The organism is Mesorhizobium newzealandense (genome assembly GCF_042682145.1).
In the GTDB taxonomy this organism is placed as follows: Bacteria; Pseudomonadota; Alphaproteobacteria; order Rhizobiales; family Rhizobiaceae; genus Mesorhizobium; species Mesorhizobium newzealandense.
On record NZ_JBHUGZ010000031.1, the window covers coordinates 50,444 to 67,370 of the forward strand.

Consider the following 16,927-nt stretch of genomic DNA (forward strand, 5'->3'; position numbering starts at 1 on the left):
CGCTGCGACTCCAGATGGTCGCGTGCCGCCTTAAAGCGCGTCGCGCTTTAAGTCTTTTGTTTTCGTGCATGTCGTTGTCCCAAAACCGGGTTCACTTTTGGGCGACATGCAATAGGTCCGGGTTCTGATGCTTTCCAGACTGTCGATCCGCGATATCGTCCTGATCGAGAAGCTGGATATCGACTTCCAGCCCGGCCTGTCCGTGCTGACCGGCGAAACCGGTGCCGGCAAATCCATCCTGCTCGATGCTCTGTCGCTGGCGCTTGGTGCGCGCGGCGATGCGTCGCTGGTGCGCCATGGCGCGGCGCAGGGCCAAGTCATCGCCGTCTTCGACGTGCCACGCAACCATCCGGCCCGCACGCTGCTTGCCGAAAATGCCATCGACGATGACGGCGACATCATCCTGCGCCGCCTGCAGACGGCGGACGGCCGCACCCGCGTCTTCGTCAACGATCAGCCCTCCAGCGTCACGCTGATGCGCGATGTCGGCCGCGCGCTGGTCGAAATCCACGGCCAGCATGACGAACGCGCTCTGGTCGACCCCGGCGCCCATCGCGAGGTGCTCGACGCTTTCGGCGGCCATCTCGGCGCCGTTCGCTCGACGGGCGAGGCATGGCGGCACTGGCGCGCCTGCGAGCAGGAACTTTCGCGTCACCGCGCCAAGGTGGCGGCGGCCGCGCGCGAGGCCGATTATCTGCGTGCGGCGGTCGCGGAGCTGACGAAGCTCGATCCGCAGCCGGGCGAGGAGACCGATCTCGCCGAGCTGCGCGCATCGATGATGCGGGCGGAGAAGATCGCTTCCGAAATCCATGATGCGCAGGATGTGCTGTCCGGCCCGTCCTCGCCCCTGCCGCAACTGGCGAGCCTGCTCAGACGGTTGCAACGCAAGGTGACGGAAGCGCCGGGCCTGCTCGACGACGTGGTCAAATCGCTTGACGAGGCGATGCTGTCGCTCGACGCGGCACAGTCGGGTGTCGAGGCCGCACTTCGCGCCACCGAATATGATCCGCAGCGGCTTGAGAAGGCGGAGGAACGGCTGTTTTCTCTGCGCGCCGCCTCGCGCAAGCACAGCGTCGCTGTCGACGACCTGGCGCAGCTGCGCGACACGATGTCGGCCGATCTCGCCGATCTCGATGCCGGCGAGGAGCGCCTGCACGGGATGGAAAAGCAGGCCGCCGCGGCGCGTGAGACCTATGACATTGCCGCCGCTCAGCTGTCTTCGCTTCGTCATGCGGCGGCGGTCGGCCTGACCAAGGCGGTGATGGCCGAATTGCCTGCGCTGAAGCTCGAACGCGCCGCCTTCATCGTCGAGATGAAGAGCGAGGCCGAGAGCCGCATGGAAGAGGGCATCGACCAGATCGAGTTCTGGGTGCGCACCAATCCCGGCACGCGGCCCGGGCCGATGATGAAGGTTGCTTCCGGTGGCGAGCTGTCGCGCTTCCTCCTGGCGCTGAAGGTGGCGCTGGCCGACCGTGGCTCGGCGCCGACGCTGGTTTTCGATGAAATCGACACCGGCGTGGGCGGCGCCGTGGCGGATGCCATCGGCCAGAGGCTGGCGCGGCTGTCGAAGCGCGTGCAGGTGCTGTCGGTCACGCATGCGCCGCAAGTGGCGGCGCGCGCGGCGACGCATTTCCTGATCTCCAAATCGGGCAGCACCGACCGGGTCGCGACCGGCATTGCCGAGATGGATCGGCCGGCGCGGCAGGAAGAGATCGCGCGCATGCTGGCCGGCGCCACCATCACCGACGAGGCGCGCGCGGCAGCCGAACGATTGTTGCGCGAAAACACCACGGCGGCATAAGAACAACCGGCGTCATGGGCCGAGTCAGGATATGGCTCCATCCTGCTGTTCAGGAATGATTTTCCCAAAATCCTGATCTATTGTGACGCGCCACCGTTCGGGGAAGAAAAGCATGGCCGAAAAACCTGTCGATTCGCTCAGCGAAAGCGAGGCCGAAGCCGAGCTGATGCGCCTGGCGGAAGAGATCGCCGAGCACGACCGGCGCTACCATACCGAGGACGCGCCGATAATCACCGACGCGCAATATGATGCGCTGACACGGCGCAACCTTGCCATCGAACAGCGCTTCCCGGCGCTGGTGCGCGAGGATTCGCCGTCGCGCAGGGTTGGTGCTGCGCCGGCTGAAGGCTTCGCCAAGGTGCGTCACGCGGTGCCGATGCTCAGCCTCGCCAAGGCCTATACCGACGAGGACGTCACGGATTTCATCGAACGCGGCCGGCGGTTCTTCGATCGCGACAAGGATCTCGACATCGCCTTTACAGCCGAACCGAAGATCGACGGTTTGTCGGCTTCGCTGCGTTATGAGGGTGGTGTGTTCGTGCAAGGCGCAACGCGCGGTGATGGCACCGTCGGCGAGGACATCACCGCCAATCTCAGGACAATCGCCGACATCCCCGCAAAGCTGAAAGGCTCGGGCTGGCCTGAAATCATCGAAATACGCGGCGAGGTCTACATGACCTACGCGGAATTCGAGGCGCTGAAGCAACGCTCGGCTGCGGTTGGCGGCCAGGACTACGTCAATCCGCGCAACACGGCGGCCGGGTCGCTGCGCCAGAAGGATGCATCCGTCACCGCCAGCCGCAACCTCAAATTCTTCGCCTATGCCTGGGGCTATACATCGGAGGAACCCGCTCCGACCCAGTACGATTCCGTGCAGAAGTTCAAGGATTGGGGTTTTGCGATCAGTCCGCTGATGGTGCGGGCGAAGTCGGCCGAGGACCTGATCGCGCATTATCATCGGATCGAGGAACAGCGCTCCTCGCTGGGCTATGACATTGACGGCGTCGTCTACAAGGTCGACCAGCTGGAACTGCAGCGCAGATGGGGTTTCGTCACCGGCGAGCCGCGCTGGGCGGTTGCGCACAAATTCCCCGCCGAACAAGCGATGACGACCGTGCAGAAGATCGACATCCAGGTTGGCCGCACCGGCACGCTGGCGCCGGTTGCGCGCCTGGCACCCGTCACGGTTGGCGGCGTCGTGGTCGAAAACGTCACGCTGCACAATGAGGACTACATCAAGGGTCTGGATAGCACGGGCCAGCCGATCCGCGACGGCATCGACGTGCGCATCGGCGACACCGTGGTGATCCAGCGGGCAGGGGATGTCATTCCGCAGATCGTCAGCGTCGTCATCGACAAGCGTCCGCCCGATGCCGTGCCATACGAGTTCCCGCATATTTGTCCGATCTGCGGCTCGCCGGCGACGCGCGAGATCAACGAGAAGACCGGCAAGGAAGATTCCCGCCGCCGCTGCACCGGCGAACTGATCTGCCCCGCGCAGGCGGTGGAAGGATTGCGCCACTTCGTGTCTCGCGGTGCCTTGGACATCGAAGGGCTCGGCGCCGAGAACATAGACACCTTCTTCAATGCGGGATTGATCAAGACAGCCGCGGATATCTTCACGCTCAGGGATCGCCGCCCTGCGGTCACCAGGGCGCTGGCCGAGCGGCGCGAGGAGCAGGCCAGGCAGCGCGAGGCCGCATCGGGCAAGACGCGCAAGAATGTGCGCAGCGTCGAGGACCGCAATTACGAAGGCCTCGACAAGCTGTTTTCTGCCATCGACTCGCGCCGCGAACCGGAACTGGACCGTTTCATCTTCGCGCTCGGCATCCGCCACATCGGCGAGACGACAGCGGCGGTGCTTGCCCGGACCTTCTCGACCATCGAGGAGTTGATTCGCGTCGGCAAGGAAACGGCAGCGGCGGCCGATCCGCACACGGTTTTCCCATCGGTCAACGGCATTGGCGACACTGTGATCGATGCACTTCGCGATTTCTTCGGCAATGAGCGCAACGACGACGTGCTTGACGCGCTGCTCGTGCAGGTCAGGCCGAAGCCGTATGTCGTGACCATCTCGGCCGACAGCGCGGTTGCCGGCAAGACCATCGTGTTCACAGGCACGCTGGAAAAGATGACGCGCCCCGAGGCCAAGGCAATGGCGGAACGTCTCGGCGCCAAGGTCGCGGGCTCGGTTTCCGCGAAGACCGATCTGGTTGTCGCAGGACTCGGTGCCGGCTCCAAGCTCAAGCTCGCCAGCGAGCTCGGCGTCGAGGTGATCGACGAGGACGCCTGGCTGGTGCGGATCGGCAAGGCGTGATGGAAGGTGCATTCAAGGGTTTCGGGCAGAAGGCCATTCCGTTCCTGAAGGCGCTGGATTTCCATCAGAGCCGGGAGTGGTTCCTGGAAAACCGCGACCTGTTCGAAAAGGAGTTGCGCGACCCCTTTGGCGATCTGGTCGAAACGCTCACTCGGCGTTTCGCGGAGGCAGGGCTCGGGCTGCGCGGCGATCGCAAGAAATCGCTGTTCCGCATCAATCGCGACGTGCGTTTCGCCAAGGACAAGCGGCCTTACAACCGGCATTTGTCGGCGATCCTGTCGCCCGACGGCACCAAGATGGAGCATGGCGTGTTCTACGTCCATATCGGGCTCGAGGGTTGCTTTGCCGGCGTCGCCTGGTGGCAACCCGAGCCAGCCCTGCTGCTGGCGATGCGCCGAGCCATCGAAGTATGGCCTGACAGATTTCGCGCCATGGTGAAAGCGCTGGCGAAAAACGGCCTCGAACTGGATGCCGAAGGCGGCATGAAGCGGACACCGCGCGGCTTCGAGCATGTCGACGATGCCGATCTCGTCGCAGCCATCCGCAACCGGCATTTCGCCGTCCGGCATGCGATCGATCCGGCTGGGATCCATGGTCCAGAGCTGGTCGACGAACTCGTCGATTTCACCTTGCACGCCAAGCCGCTGCTCGACTGGGGCCGGGCGATCCAGGGCAACACTGAGGCCAGTTAGGTCCATGGCGTATGATTAGATGGAACACCTGTTCTCATGCGCGAAGAGGGTCGGTTTGATGCCTTTGCTCATATCGCTGCTAATCATCTTCTGGAATTTTTTGGTTTTCTCTATCGCGCCTTTTGATGTGCTTTCTTTGTCTATATTCATTGTGGTGGAGATATCAGTCTTTCCAATCGTAAAATTATCTATACGGAATTTTTTCCTATCATCTATAATATACTCGATAGAGATTTTTCTATTTTCTGCGTATGTATTGCAATTGTCAAAAGACCCATTCGAATCTATGCATAGTTTCATATTTCCGTTGGTTGAAATCGTTGGTGTTGGCCTCGCTTTCCTGGCGATTGGGCGTTTGTGGTCCTCCGGTTGCTTCCTGCGTCCGCAAGCAGGAAAGGTGGCAACGCCATCGTCAGCCAAAGGCGAACCAACGCAATGACATTGCGAGCCTGAACAGGGCTGTCGATCATTTTCGCTGATCGTTTGGCTCAAGCGAATTCGTGTGACAAGACAGGCCACGCCACCTACATCCGCCGTTCCGGAGGGAGTGGCTAATGGCGACGGACGCAATTTCCGAAAGCAGCGCGAAAAGCGATTTCTGGCAAGGCGTGCGGCTGTCGATGCCGGTCGTGGTGGCATCGGCGCCGTTTGCGGTGCTGTTCGGCGCGCTCGCCGTCGACAATGGCTTCTCGGTGTTCGAAGCCTTCCTGATGAGCGCGCTGGTGTTCGGCGGCGCCAGCCAGATGGTCGGCATTCAGCTGTTCGGCCAGCATGTGGCGCCGTGGCTGATCGTGCTGTCAATCTTCGCCGTCAATTTCCGCCACGTTCTCTATTCCGCCGGTATCGGCCGGCGCATCGCGCACTGGCCCGTCATCCAGCAGGCGCTTGGCTATTTCATCCTCACCGATCCGCAGTTCGCTGTTGCCGAGGCGAGGGCGCTATCCGGCCAGACGGTCGGCTTCGCCTGGTATCTGGGACTTGGCCTGCCCGTCTACGTCTTCTGGGTGATCGAAAGCGCGCTTGGCGCGGTATTCGGCAAGCTGATCCCCGACACGCATGCGCTGGGTATCGATTTCCTGCTGCCGATCTATTTTCTCGGTCTTGTCCTGGGCTTTCGCAAGCGGCCGCTATGGTTGCCGGTGGTCATTGCCAGCACTGCTGCCTCGATCATCGCCTACAAGACGGTCGGCTCACCCTGGCACGTCTCGATCGGTGCGGTTGCCGGCGTGCTGCTTGCCGTCATCCTGCCGCCTCACCACAGCGGCGTGAAGGCACGGCCATGAGCACGACTTTCTGGATCATCATCGCCGCTGCGATCGCAACCTATCTGACGCGCATCGGCGGGCATCTGGTGATCTCCCGCTTCGACAACATCCATCCGCGCGTCGAGGCCGGCCTCAATGCCGTGCCGGCGGCGGTGCTGACGACGCTGGTGGCGCCGGAGCTGCTGAATGCCGGACCGGCGGAATGGGCAGCACTGGTCGTCACCGCCGTGGTTTCGCTGCGCGGCGGGCTGATGGCGATGTTTCTGGCGGGCACGGCGGTGCTGATTATCGCTCGGCAGTTCGTCGGGTAGGGCATGTCGCTATTAAGGTGATGACGACCTGCAAATGGCGGTTTCCTGCGCTTCCGGTGCTCACGTACAAAAAAGGTACGCTCCGCTCCGGTTCTCGGAACCCACCTTGTTTGGTCGCTTCGCGCCCGTCTTCGACTCCGGCTCGTCCTGACCTGAATCTCGACACGCCTTCGGGCGCTCCAGAAAATCAAATCTTCGCATCATGCGGCAGCGGCGCGGTGGCCTTTTCCAACCAGGCCAGCGTTTCTCCGTCGAGCATCGGGCCGATCTCGGCCAGCACGCGGGCATGGTACGTGTCGAGCCAGTGCAGCTCGTCGCGCGTCAGGAGATCGGTGCGCACCAGGCGCGTGTCGATCGGCGCCAGCGTCAATGTCTCGAAGTCATGCATGGCGATGTCGCCGCCTTCGACCTGTGCCGCCGGTGTCACCAGGACGAGGTTCTCGATGCGGATGCCGTAGGAGCCCTCCTTGTAGTAGCCGGGTTCGTTGGACAGCATCATACCTTCGAGCAGCTTTTCGGTGCCGGTGCGGGCGATGCGCTGGGGTCCTTCATGCACGGCCAGATACGAGCCGACGCCATGGCCGGTGCCGTGGGCGAAGTCGCAGCCATGCTTCCACAGTGCCATCCGGGCGACGGCATCGATTTCCGAGCCGCGCGTGCCGGCGGGGAAACGCAGCGTGGAAATGCCGATCATGCCTTTCAGCACCAGCGTGAAGCGTTCGCGCATTTCCTCGGTCGGCTGGCCGATCGGCACGGTGCGGGTGATGTCGGTGGTGCCGTCCTGATACTGGCCGCCGGAATCGAGCAGGAACAGCTCGCCGGCCTGCAGCTTGCGGCTGGTGGCGCGCGACACGCGGTAGTGCATGATGGCGCCGTTCGGGCCGGCGCCGGAAATGGTGTCGAAGGAGATGTCGCGCAGCGGCATCTGGGTTTCCTCGCCGGTCTGCCGGCGCGTCTCTTCCAGCTTGGTCACCACGGCAATCTCGTCGAGCGACCCAGGTTTTTGGCGCTCCAGCCAGCACAAAAGCTTGGCCACCGCGGCACCATCGCGGCGATGCGCGGCGCGGGAACCGTTGATCTCGGCCTGGCTCTTGGTGGCGCGCGGAATGCGGGCGGGGTCGGGCGCGGCAAACACGGTGCCGTCATTGTCCTCGACCAGCATGCGCAGCCTGTCGGCCGCCAGCACCGGGTCGAGCGCGATTTTCGCACCACCCTTGGCAAGGGCCACGATCGCCGCCTCGAATTCACCGGGCTCGTGCGGCTCGGCGAGCTGCGTGAGATAGGCCGCGACCTGCCGCGAGAATTTGCGCCGGTCCATGAAAAGCTGGTGCGACCCGTCGGCGGCGAGGATGGCGAAGCCGAGCGCCAGCGGCGTGTGCGGCACGTCGCCGCCACGGATGTTGAACGTCCAGGCGATGGAGGAGGGGTCGGTCAGCACCGCATGGGTGGCGCCGTCCTTGGCGATCGCCGTGGCCAGCCGCGCCAGCTTGTCCTTGGCGAGTTCGCCGGCAAAGCCGATCGGGTGGAGCTCGACGGGCGCCACCGGCGCCTCGGGCTGATCCTTCCAGATGATGTCGATCGGGTTCCTGTCGAGCGGCACCAGCACCGCACCGGTCTTGTCGGCCGAGGCTTGCAGCGCCTTGACCTCGCTGACCGTGTGCAGCCACGGGTCAAAGCCGAGCCGTGCGCCCTTGCCAAGATTGTCTCTCAGCCAGACGGCTGGCGGGTTGTCGACCAGGCTTTCGATCGAAAAGATGTCGAGATCGACCTCGTGGCGCACCTGCAGCGTGTAGCGCCCGTCGACAAAGACGAAGGCGCGGTCGCGCAGCACGATGGCGACACCGGCCGAGCCGCTGAAGCCGGTCAGCCATTTCAGCCGCGCCGAGCGGTCGGCGACATATTCCCCCTGGTGCTCGTCGGCGCGCGGCACGATGAAGCCGTCCAGCCCGTTGGCCGCCAGCCACTGGCGCAGCAGCGCAACGCGCGGCTTGCCGACGGCCGGGTCGCCCGCGGAATCGAAGGTCTGGAACATTGTGGGCCTCCCTGAATTCGGTGCGACCGTAGCGCATGACCCCGAAAATCGGAATCGATTTCCGGCTGGCGCAACCTGCTACAGCGCTGCCTGACTGACAACCGGGCGGGCTTGGTCCAAGCTCGTTGCCGGCGTGTCGGCCTCAATGCTTGAGGTGGATCGTCACCCAGCCCTCGCGGTGCAAGGTGCGCACGTGGCGGAAGTTCTGGCCGACATAGGCCGAGACGACGGCGTCGCGCTGGCGCTCGAGGATGCCTGAGAGCACGATCGAGCCGCCAAGTGCGATGTGATCGGCCATTTGCGGTGCCAGTCGCATCAGCGGCCGCGCCAGTATGTTGGCGACGATGAGATCGAAAGGCGCGCGCTTGTCGAAGATCGGGTGGTGAAAGCCCGGCGCGGTCACCGTCTCCACCAGCGCCTTGACGTGGTTGAGCCGCGCATTGGCGGCAGCTACCCTGACCGCCACGGGGTCGATGTCGGTGGCCAGCACCGGAATGTGCGCCAGCTTGGCGACGGCGATGGCCAGCACCGCGCTGCCGGTGCCAAGGTCGAGCGCATTGCGCGGGTGCTCGCGGCGCATCACCCTTTCCAGCATTTCGAGGCAGCCGGCGGTGGTGCCGTGGTGGCCGGTGCCGAAGGCGAGGCCCGCTTCGATCTCGATGGCAAGCTCGCCGCTGCGGCGCTTCCTGCGGTCATGCGCGCCGTGGACGAAGAAACGGCCGGCGCGCACCGGCTTCAAGCCTTCCAGCGAGCGCGCCACCCAGTCGATGTCGGGCAGGGATTCGCGCTCGATCGGCTTCGCTATGGAAAGACCCGCGAGGATGTCCTTGGCCCGCGCCTCGACGGCATCGACGTCGCCATCGGCATAGAGCGACACTTCGTAGATGTCGCGATCCTCGTCGACCTCCAGCACGGCGATCGGCAGGCCTTCATCCTCGAAGGCCGCCTCGAATGTCGCGAAAATGCGGTCAGCGTCGAGCTTTCCGGCAGTGAAATAAAGTCGCGTCTGGGTCATGTATTCTATTCTTGTTTGAGCATGATCTTGTCCGAAAACCGGTTCCCACTTTTCGGGATCATGCGTCAGCCCGCGGCCAGTCGCTTCAACTTGGCGATTGCCGTGTCGGAGCTTTCGCCATAGGCGATGGTGCCGGCAAAGTCGCCCTTGGCGTTGAGCAGCAGCACCGAGGCGGTGTGGTCCATCGTGTAGTCGCCGTCGCCGGTGTCGACCTTCTTCCAGTAGATACCGAACGCCTTGGCCATGGCATGGACCTTGTCCAGGTCGCCGGTGATGCCGGTGATGCGGTCGGAGAAATTGCTGACATAGGTGTTCATGATCTCGGGCGTGTCGCGCTCCGGATCGACCGAGACGAAATAGGCGTGCAGGTTCTTGCCATCGTCGCCGAGCGTCTTCAGCCAGCCGGCCAGTTCGAACAGCGTGGTCGGGCAGACCTCGGGGCAATGGGTGAAGCCGAAGAAGACGACGCTTGGCTGGCCCCTGAAGGCGGCCTCGGTGATCGGCGCGCCTTTCTGGTCGACCAGCGTAAAGGCGGCGCCGAAGGGCTCGCCGCCATAGTGGCCGCGGTACCAGTCGAAGGTCAGCCAGCCGATGCCGGCGGCCATCAGGACGAGAATGCCGACCAGAATAGAACGCATCATCAGTAGGGTCCGTCCACAGGAATCATCGGGGGCGCCGGCCACATGCCGCGCAGTATCCTAGTCTTAGCGGTTCGACCCCGCCCAGGCAAAGTGCCGCGTTGCCGCAACTGCGGTGGTGTCCATGTATCTGCTTGCAAAGCCGGGCTGCTCGCCCCACCTGTGACCGGCAAACTCGAACCGCAGGAGGCTATGTTGCAAGGACTGATTGGGCGAAAACTGATCGGCGGCGCGCTGGCTGCGTGCGTTGTCCTTGGCGCTGGCACGGCCGTCGCCGATGAAGTCGGCAAGGTCGGTGTCGACTGGCTCGGCAACGACATCATCGTCGAGGCGATCAAGGATCCGAAGGTGGAGGGTGTGACCTGCCACGTCTCCTATTTCGATCGCGGCATCATCGATCGCCTGCACAAGGGCAACTGGTTCGAGGATCCCTCCGATTCCTCGATCTCCTGCCGCCAGACCGGCCCGATCACCATCGGCGACATCGACATGGGCGAGGGCGGCGAGGAAGTGTTCAAGCAAGGCATCAGCCTGATCTGGAAGAAGCAGGTGGTGAACCGCATCTACGACAAGGCCAACGAGACGCTGATCTACCTGTCGCATTCGCGCCAGGTGCAGAATGGCTCGGCCAAGATGTCGGTCACCACCGTGCCGCTCTACGGCCAGAACGTGGTGTGGACCAACGGCAAGCCGAAATAGGCGAAGTCCTTCGCAATTGACATGACGGACAATTGCTCCCGTCTTGCGGGAGCAATTGCTCGGGGGTAAAGCCGCGGCATGGACCGTTCCGAAAATCTCGTCCCGAAGGATTCCGAGCCGCGTATCCATCCGACCGCGGAACTGAAGGCGTGCAAGCTCGGCCGTTATGCCTCGATCGGCGAGCGGGTGGTGCTGCGCGAGGTGACGGTCGGCGATTTTTCCTATTTCGAACGCCATTCGGAGGCGATCTACACGACGATCGGCAAATTCTGTTCGATCGCCGCCAACAGCCGCATCAACGCGCTGGAGCATCCCATCGAACGGCTGACCCAGCACAAGGTCAGCTACCGACCGAACGAGTATTTTCGCTGGCTGGGCGTCGACGCCGCCTTCCGCGAGCGGCGGCAGGCGAAAGCCGTGACCATCGGCCATGATGTCTGGGTCGGCCATGGCGCGGTGATCATGCCCGGGCTGACCATCGGCAATGGCGCCGTCATCGGTGCCAATGCGGTGGTGACGCATGACGTACCGCCCTACGCCATCGTCACCGGGGTACCGGCCAGACCGCAGAGGTCACGCTTCCCGGCCGCTGTTGCGTCACGGATCGAAGCTCTCTCCTGGTGGGACTGGCCGGTCGAAAAACTCGCCAGGGCGGTTCCCGACATGCAGGCGATGCCGATCGAGGCTTTCCTCGACCGCTGGGAGAATGACGCCATCTGACCTGAATTGCGTCGCGAAAGCGCAGCGACCGCCTGTCTGTGCCGGTGCGCTTTGGGGAATCATGCTCCGCGCTCTGCGGACTGAAACCCCTTCCGCCATGCGGGGGTGGCGCGGCGGAAGGGGCTGGAGATAAACCGCCGTGAAGCGGAAGGAACAGGTTCTCTCGCCTGCATGGTTACTGTGGCATTGAAGCCATAAGGTGTGTTTGCCGCCTTGTTCTCTTCATGCGTGTGTCCAATTGCGCCTGACGTATTTGTTTGCGCCGGGAACCTGAAACGGCTGCCGGTTGTTTCTCATTGCGCCGCGGCATTGAGGGATTTCGATAGATGGAAAAGCTTTTCACCAAGATCGCCAACCGGGTCGCCCATATAGCCGGCCTGCCGCTGACATTCGCCGCCTGCTGCCTGATCGTCGTCGTCTGGGCGGTGAGCGGGCCGTTCTTTGGCTTCTCGGACACCTGGCAGCTCGTCATCAACACCGGCACGACCGTCATCACCTTCCTGATGGTCTTTCTCATCCAGAACACCCAGAATCGCGACGGCGCGGCGATCCAGGCCAAGCTCGACGAACTGATCCGGGTCAGCGAGGGCCACAACACCTTCATCGGCATCGAACATCTGACCGAATCCGAAGTCGAGGAGATCCGCGACAAATGCGAGCGTGCGGCCAGGCGGCATGACGAGAAGATAGCCGCCATGGCTGCGAAGAAGGCCGTGGCGCAGAAGCGCGGGCCGAGAAAGCGCGCGGCCTGAAAGGCTGAAATTCAGGATCAGTCTCCGAGAACGTTCATTGCTTCATGTAGGCCGCGAAAGGCTCCTTGTAGTCCGGGTGCCAGCGCGACAGAGCGGGGCGGTTCTCGATGATGTCGCCGATCGCCCAGGCCATGCGCTTTTCATCCAGCGGCCGCGCCGCTTCATTGTCCGGGCACAGGATGTAGAAATCGCCCCTGGTCAGGTATTCCAACATGAAATCAACGACCTGTTCGCCGGTCCAGGCGCCGGCCGGTTTTTCCGTCGCACCCTCTGTAAGGCCGGTAAAAGTGAAGCCGGGGATGAGCAGATGGGCGGCGAGGTGGGCACCGGGTTCGTTGCGCAGCGCGTGTGCCAGGCCTTCGGTGTAGGTCTTCACCCCGGCCTTCGAGACATTGTAGGCAAGGTTTCCGGGCGGCGTGGTGATGCCTTGCTTGGAGCCGGTGTTGATGATCAGCCCCGGCTTGGCCGAGGCCAGCATGCGCGGCGCGAAGGCTTCGACGCCATGCACGACGCCCCAGAAATTGATGTCCAGCAGCCGCTTCCAGGCGTCGCGGTTTTCCCACGGCTTTCCAGGGTTGTTGCCGACGCCGGCATTGTTCATCAGCAGCGACACGTCGCCGAAGGCGCCAAACGCCCTTTCGGCGAGAAGGTCCACTTCATCCGCCTTCGAAACGTCGGTCGCGACGGCGAGCACGGCATCGCCTCCGGCAATCGCGGAGACGGCGCGGGAGGCATCGTCGAGACGCGCGCCGCCGATGTCGGCGAGCACGATCTTCATGCCCATCAATGCAAGTCGCCTGGCGGCCGCAAGACCAATACCGCTGGCGGCGCCGGTGATGACGGCGGTGTTGCCCGGGCCAAGCGCGGGCAGGGCGGTCTGGATTTCGGCGTCGGTGATCATGGGCGATGGGTTCCTTCTTTCGATGGCGCCGAACTTAGCGCTGGAACGGGCTTGCGCAAGCCTCTCAGCGCCTAAAGCGCATCGCGTTTGAAGAGAAACATGTGGCGCGCTCAAGGCTTTGTTTTCATGCACGTCGTCGTCCCGGAACCACTGCGTGCTTTCGGGCGACATGCGTCGGTCCGGGTTGACCAGCCCGGTCGAGGCTGCGCATGTTGCCGTGGCAAATGGAGATTTCCTGATTGACGGACTGGGTTGCAATTCTGAAGGAACAGACCGCCACCGGCGACCAGATGGGCCGCGAGGTGCCGCAGATGCTGGCCAACCCCGACATCAGCGAAGTGCAGGTGAAGACGCTCTTTTCCGCCCTGGAGAAACAAGCCGAGTTCGTCGAAAAGCTGCGCATGGCGCTGGAGAAGTTCGGCCATGATTTTTCGATCATCAAGGCCGCGGCGCGGCTGGAGGAGCGCTATGCCGACCTTGCTGCTTCGGTGGCGGAAAAACTGAAGGCGATGCGCAAATAGAGCAATTCCAGGAAAAGTGTGTCGCGGTTTTCCCGGGAAAAGCGCATGGCGCTTTCCCTTGGGAATTGGGTCAAACAAGTAGATGACAGCTACTTTTCGATCACCCGCGCGAAGCGCGTGTCCGGCACGAGCCAGATCATCGCGACCAGCACATAAAGCGCGACGCCGATCCACTGATTGACGAAGGTCAGCAGGACGGCTGCAATGTAGAGGGCCAGCGAGATCTTGCCCTTGCGGTCATTGCCCAGTGCCCTGGCAAAGGCGGTGTTGTTGCCGTGCAGGCGATGCAACGCTGCGGCCAGAATATTATAGGCGATGGCGCATAGCGCGAGATCGGCGCCATAGACGGCGACCGGCACCGGCGCAAAATGGTTTTCGCCCATGAAGGCCGTCGTTACCGGCATCAGCGACAGCCAAAACAGCAGATTGAGGTTCGCCCACAGCACGCGGCCGTCGACGTGCTGCACGGTGTGGAACATGTTGTGCAGATTGTTCCAGTAGATGCCGACGTTGATGAAGGACAGGACGTAGCAGAAGAAGATCGGCCACAACGGCAACAGGGCGGAAACATCCTCGCCATGCGGCACTTTCAGCTCGAGCACCATGATGGTGATGATGATGGCCACGACGCCATCGGTGAATGCCTCGACCCTGCCTTTGCCCAATGGAGCCTCCTTGCGGTGCGGTTGCCAGTCTAGATGAGCTGAGCGGTATCGGGAAAGTGGAGGTCTGTTCAGCCGTTCGGCGTCTCAGGCGTCATGTTCGCGCGCTGGCGCGGCACGCCAAGGCCGGTGTCCGGCGGCTCGCCGGCGGCCGGCCTGTCCTCGATCATGTGCATGGTGCGCCAGCGGCCGAAGCGGTAGTAGGCCGCGGCCAGCACGAGCGACGTGATCGAGCCGGCCGGAAAACTCCACCACAGCGCTTCCTCGCCGATCACGCCGCGCATGAAATAGGCAAAGCCGGTGCGCACGATCAGCACCGAAATCACCAGGATGATCAGCGGCGGCATCACCGCGCCGGTGGCGCGCACGGTGGCGAACAGCACGATGGTGATGCCGAACAGGATAAACGACCACGATGCGACACTGTTGATGTGGACGGCGATGTCGATCGCGGCGCTGTCGCTGCTCAGGAACAGGCTGAGCACCGAGCGGTCGAAGACGGACAACACCGCAACCAGTGCGCCGGTCAGGACCAGGTTGAAGCCGACGCCGGAGGCGGCGATGCGGCCGATCCGGTCCCAGCGGCCGGCACCGACATTCTGCGCCGCCATCGAGGAGACCGCCGCACCGATGGCGAGGGCCGGCATCTGGATGTAGGTCCAGAGCTGCGCGGCAATGCCGTAGGCGGCGGCGACCTGCGAACCGTAGGAGTTGACGATGCCCATCACCGTCAGTGCCGCCACCGAGATGACGATCATCTGCAGGCCCATCGGCACGCCCTTGAAGACGACGATGCGCAGCAAGGTGGGGTCGGGCCGCAGCAGAGCGAGATTGGCGCCGGCCAGCCGCAGCGGGTGCTTGCGTACATAGAGCACGATCAGAATGGCGATCACGCTCACCGTCTGGCCTATCAGCGTCGCGGTTGCCGATCCGGCGATGCCGAGCTCCGGGAATGGCCCGCTGCCGCGGATGAGCAGCGGGTTGATCACGATGTCGAGGACGACGGCAAGCGCCATGAAGAAGAAGGGCGTGCGCGAATCGCCGGCACCGCGCAGCACGGTCATGACGAAGGACAGAAGGTTCATCATCGGCACGGCGACAAAGATGATGCGCAGATAGGAGCGCGCCAGCGGCAAGGCATCGGCCGGGGTGCCGAGCGTGCCCAGGATGGCGTCGACCCAGATCCAGCCGCAGACCGCCAAGACCACCGAGACGAGGAAGAAGAAGGTGGCGCTGGTGCCGACGATGCGGCGCGCCTCGGGCAGGTCGCGGGCGCCGACCGACTGGGCCACCAGGATGGTGGCCGCCATGCCGATGCCGAACACCGTGCCGAGGATGAGGAACAGGACGAGGTTGGCGTTGGAGGTGGCGGTCAGCGCGGATTCGCCTAGGAAACGGCCGACCCAGACGGCGTTGATCGACCCGTTGAGCGACTGCAGCACGTTGGAGCCGAGCACGGGCAGGGCGAACAGCAGAAGTGTGCGCGGGATCGGGCCGCTGGTCAGGTCGGCGGTACGCCGGCGCGTGGGCATATTGTCGTCCATGGCAGGCAACTCGGCGAGGCGGTCGTCATCGGCAGCTTTCTGCGCCCGACGTTGTCATGATGCAAGCCAGGGAATGCCGTCTTTCGCCACGGCCTCGAATTCCGCCTGGCGTGCCTTGATCTAATCATTCTCAAAGCTTCCGAAATCGGATAGTGATCCTGGCCGTGTGGGGACGTATTCCCTACTAGATCTTATGGATAAGCCGGGGGGTTCATGTCCGATATTCCGCTGTTGTCTGAGCGCCTGAGCCGGCGCGCGTTTCTCGGTGCATCCGCTATGGGCGCGGCCTCCGTGGCTCTTTCGGCGTGCTCCACGACTGACGTGGTGCCGCCGCCAGTGGCAGCGGCGCCAAGCGATCCGGCTTTCGGCGATGTCGAAAGCATGTACGCGGCGCGCGTCGACGAGGGGTATCAGCTGCCGGCAATCCCGGTGGCCAAGATCGATCCGAAGTTCGTGCGCCAGGTCGTGTCCGACCCGACGGGGGAAAAACCCGGCACGATCGTCGTAGATGTCTCCGAGCACTTTCTCTATCTGGTGCGCGACGGCGGCAAGGCTATCCGCTATGGCGTCAGCCTCGGCAAGGCCGGCTTCGGATGGACCGGCAGCGCCGTGGTTCAGGCGAGGAAGAAGTGGCCGGTCTGGACGCCGCCGCCGGAAATGATCCAGCGCAGGCCGGAACTGGCGAAATACAAGGACGGCATGCCGCCTGGCCCGCAGAGCCCGCTAGGTGCACGCGCGCTGTATCTCTTCCGCGACGGCAAGGACACGATGTACCGGCTGCACGGCACGCCGGAATGGGATTCCATCGGGAAGAACGCTTCATCCGGCTGTGTGCGCTTCATGAACCAGGACATCATCGACCTCTACAGCCGCGTCAACGGGGTCGCGCCGGTTTTCGTGCGCGCGAACCTGTCGCCTGCCGGCAAGATCATGGCCGTGTCGAGCAGGACGGCCGAGCCGATCGATGCTGGCGTGCCAAGGGACGCGGAGATGTTGAAGTAAGTCCCTTCACGATCCGTGGACTGCTCGTAGACCGGATCGAGATGCACCCTTGCGC

Annotated in this window: 17 protein-coding genes; 10 read left to right on the forward strand and 7 right to left on the reverse strand. The window is 63.4% G+C overall.

The window, feature by feature from the left end; translation table 11 throughout:
* The first annotated feature begins 127 nt into the window (after positions 1-127).
* The 3 genes from recN to ACFSOZ_RS37480 all read left to right on the forward strand — a co-directional run bounded on the left by recN (position 128) and on the right by ACFSOZ_RS37480 (position 4,810).
* Positions 128-1,801 (forward strand): DNA repair protein RecN, encoded by a 1,674-nt coding sequence (gene recN / locus ACFSOZ_RS37470; protein WP_379106738.1) that lies wholly within the window; start codon positions 128-130, stop codon positions 1,799-1,801.
* 112 nt (positions 1,802-1,913) lie between these two features.
* A complete protein-coding gene (gene ligA, locus ACFSOZ_RS37475; protein WP_379106740.1) occupies positions 1,914-4,118 on the forward strand; it encodes an NAD-dependent DNA ligase LigA in 2,205 nt (734 codons plus the stop codon).
* Positions 4,118-4,810 carry a DUF2461 domain-containing protein gene (locus ACFSOZ_RS37480; protein WP_379106866.1) on the forward strand — a complete coding sequence of 231 codons (693 nt, stop codon included), beginning with the start codon at positions 4,118-4,120 and terminating at the stop codon, positions 4,808-4,810. Before ligA ends, ACFSOZ_RS37480 begins: the two co-directional genes overlap by 1 nt.
* Before the next feature lie 15 nt (positions 4,811-4,825).
* Here ACFSOZ_RS37480 and ACFSOZ_RS37485 read toward each other — a convergent pair whose 3' ends face one another.
* A complete protein-coding gene (locus ACFSOZ_RS37485) occupies positions 4,826-5,302 on the reverse strand; it encodes a hypothetical protein (protein ID WP_379106742.1) in 477 nt (158 codons plus the stop codon).
* 62 nt (positions 5,303-5,364) lie between these two features.
* Between ACFSOZ_RS37485 and ACFSOZ_RS37490 the strand changes: the two genes are divergently transcribed.
* Both ACFSOZ_RS37490 and ACFSOZ_RS37495 read left to right on the forward strand, forming a co-directional pair.
* Positions 5,365-6,093: an AzlC family ABC transporter permease gene (locus ACFSOZ_RS37490; protein WP_379106744.1), complete on the forward strand. Its 729-nt coding sequence runs from the start codon at positions 5,365-5,367 to the stop codon at positions 6,091-6,093.
* Entirely contained in the window at positions 6,090-6,386 is a 297-nt protein-coding gene (locus ACFSOZ_RS37495) for an AzlD family protein (protein ID WP_379106746.1), read from the forward strand. Before ACFSOZ_RS37490 ends, ACFSOZ_RS37495 begins: the two co-directional genes overlap by 4 nt.
* 187 nt (positions 6,387-6,573) lie before the next feature.
* Here ACFSOZ_RS37495 and ACFSOZ_RS37500 read toward each other — a convergent pair whose 3' ends face one another.
* The 3 genes from ACFSOZ_RS37500 to ACFSOZ_RS37510 form a co-directional block, all read right to left on the reverse strand.
* Positions 6,574-8,418 (reverse strand): aminopeptidase P family protein, encoded by a 1,845-nt coding sequence (locus ACFSOZ_RS37500; protein WP_379106748.1) that lies wholly within the window; start codon positions 8,416-8,418, stop codon positions 6,574-6,576.
* Between the two features lie 142 nt (positions 8,419-8,560).
* The gene (locus tag ACFSOZ_RS37505) at positions 8,561-9,433 is read right to left on the reverse strand and encodes a 50S ribosomal protein L11 methyltransferase (RefSeq protein ID WP_379106750.1); all 873 of its coding nucleotides are present in this window, start codon (positions 9,431-9,433) and stop codon (positions 8,561-8,563) included.
* A 65-nt stretch (positions 9,434-9,498) separates the two neighbouring features.
* Positions 9,499-10,074 carry an SCO family protein gene (locus tag ACFSOZ_RS37510; RefSeq protein ID WP_379106752.1) on the reverse strand — a complete coding sequence of 192 codons (576 nt, stop codon included), beginning with the start codon at positions 10,072-10,074 and terminating at the stop codon, positions 9,499-9,501.
* 189 nt (positions 10,075-10,263) lie between these two features.
* On the opposite strand from ACFSOZ_RS37510, the gene ACFSOZ_RS37515 reads away from it, so the two are divergent.
* From ACFSOZ_RS37515 to ACFSOZ_RS37525, 3 genes are all read left to right on the forward strand, one after another.
* Complete coding sequence (locus tag ACFSOZ_RS37515) at positions 10,264-10,770, forward strand: CreA family protein (RefSeq protein WP_379106754.1); 507 nt, start codon at positions 10,264-10,266, stop codon at positions 10,768-10,770.
* Between the two features lie 78 nt (positions 10,771-10,848).
* Positions 10,849-11,490 (forward strand): DapH/DapD/GlmU-related protein, encoded by a 642-nt coding sequence (locus ACFSOZ_RS37520; RefSeq protein WP_379106756.1) that lies wholly within the window; start codon positions 10,849-10,851, stop codon positions 11,488-11,490.
* A gap of 326 nt (positions 11,491-11,816) precedes the next feature.
* On the forward strand, positions 11,817-12,242 hold the full coding sequence (locus tag ACFSOZ_RS37525; RefSeq protein WP_379106758.1) for a low affinity iron permease family protein: 426 nt from the start codon (positions 11,817-11,819) through the stop codon (positions 12,240-12,242).
* 34 nt (positions 12,243-12,276) lie between these two features.
* Here the strand turns inward: ACFSOZ_RS37525 and ACFSOZ_RS37530 are convergent, their stop codons facing one another.
* Positions 12,277-13,143: an SDR family NAD(P)-dependent oxidoreductase gene (locus ACFSOZ_RS37530; RefSeq protein ID WP_379106760.1), complete on the reverse strand. Its 867-nt coding sequence runs from the start codon at positions 13,141-13,143 to the stop codon at positions 12,277-12,279.
* A 239-nt stretch (positions 13,144-13,382) separates the two neighbouring features.
* Here ACFSOZ_RS37530 and ACFSOZ_RS37535 point away from each other — a divergent pair, with 239 nt between their 5' ends.
* On the forward strand, positions 13,383-13,664 hold the full coding sequence (locus ACFSOZ_RS37535; RefSeq protein WP_379106762.1) for a hypothetical protein: 282 nt from the start codon (positions 13,383-13,385) through the stop codon (positions 13,662-13,664).
* An 89-nt stretch (positions 13,665-13,753) separates the two neighbouring features.
* Here the strand turns inward: ACFSOZ_RS37535 and ACFSOZ_RS37540 are convergent, their stop codons facing one another.
* Positions 13,754-14,329, reverse strand: coding sequence for a TMEM175 family protein (locus ACFSOZ_RS37540; RefSeq protein WP_379106765.1), 576 nt, complete (start codon positions 14,327-14,329; stop codon positions 13,754-13,756).
* A gap of 68 nt (positions 14,330-14,397) precedes the next feature.
* Positions 14,398-15,870: an MATE family efflux transporter gene (locus tag ACFSOZ_RS37545; RefSeq protein ID WP_379106768.1), complete on the reverse strand. Its 1,473-nt coding sequence runs from the start codon at positions 15,868-15,870 to the stop codon at positions 14,398-14,400.
* A gap of 213 nt (positions 15,871-16,083) precedes the next feature.
* On the opposite strand from ACFSOZ_RS37545, the gene ACFSOZ_RS37550 reads away from it, so the two are divergent.
* Complete coding sequence (locus tag ACFSOZ_RS37550; protein WP_379106770.1) at positions 16,084-16,872, forward strand: L,D-transpeptidase; 789 nt, start codon at positions 16,084-16,086, stop codon at positions 16,870-16,872.
* Positions 16,873-16,927 lie beyond the last annotated feature (55 nt).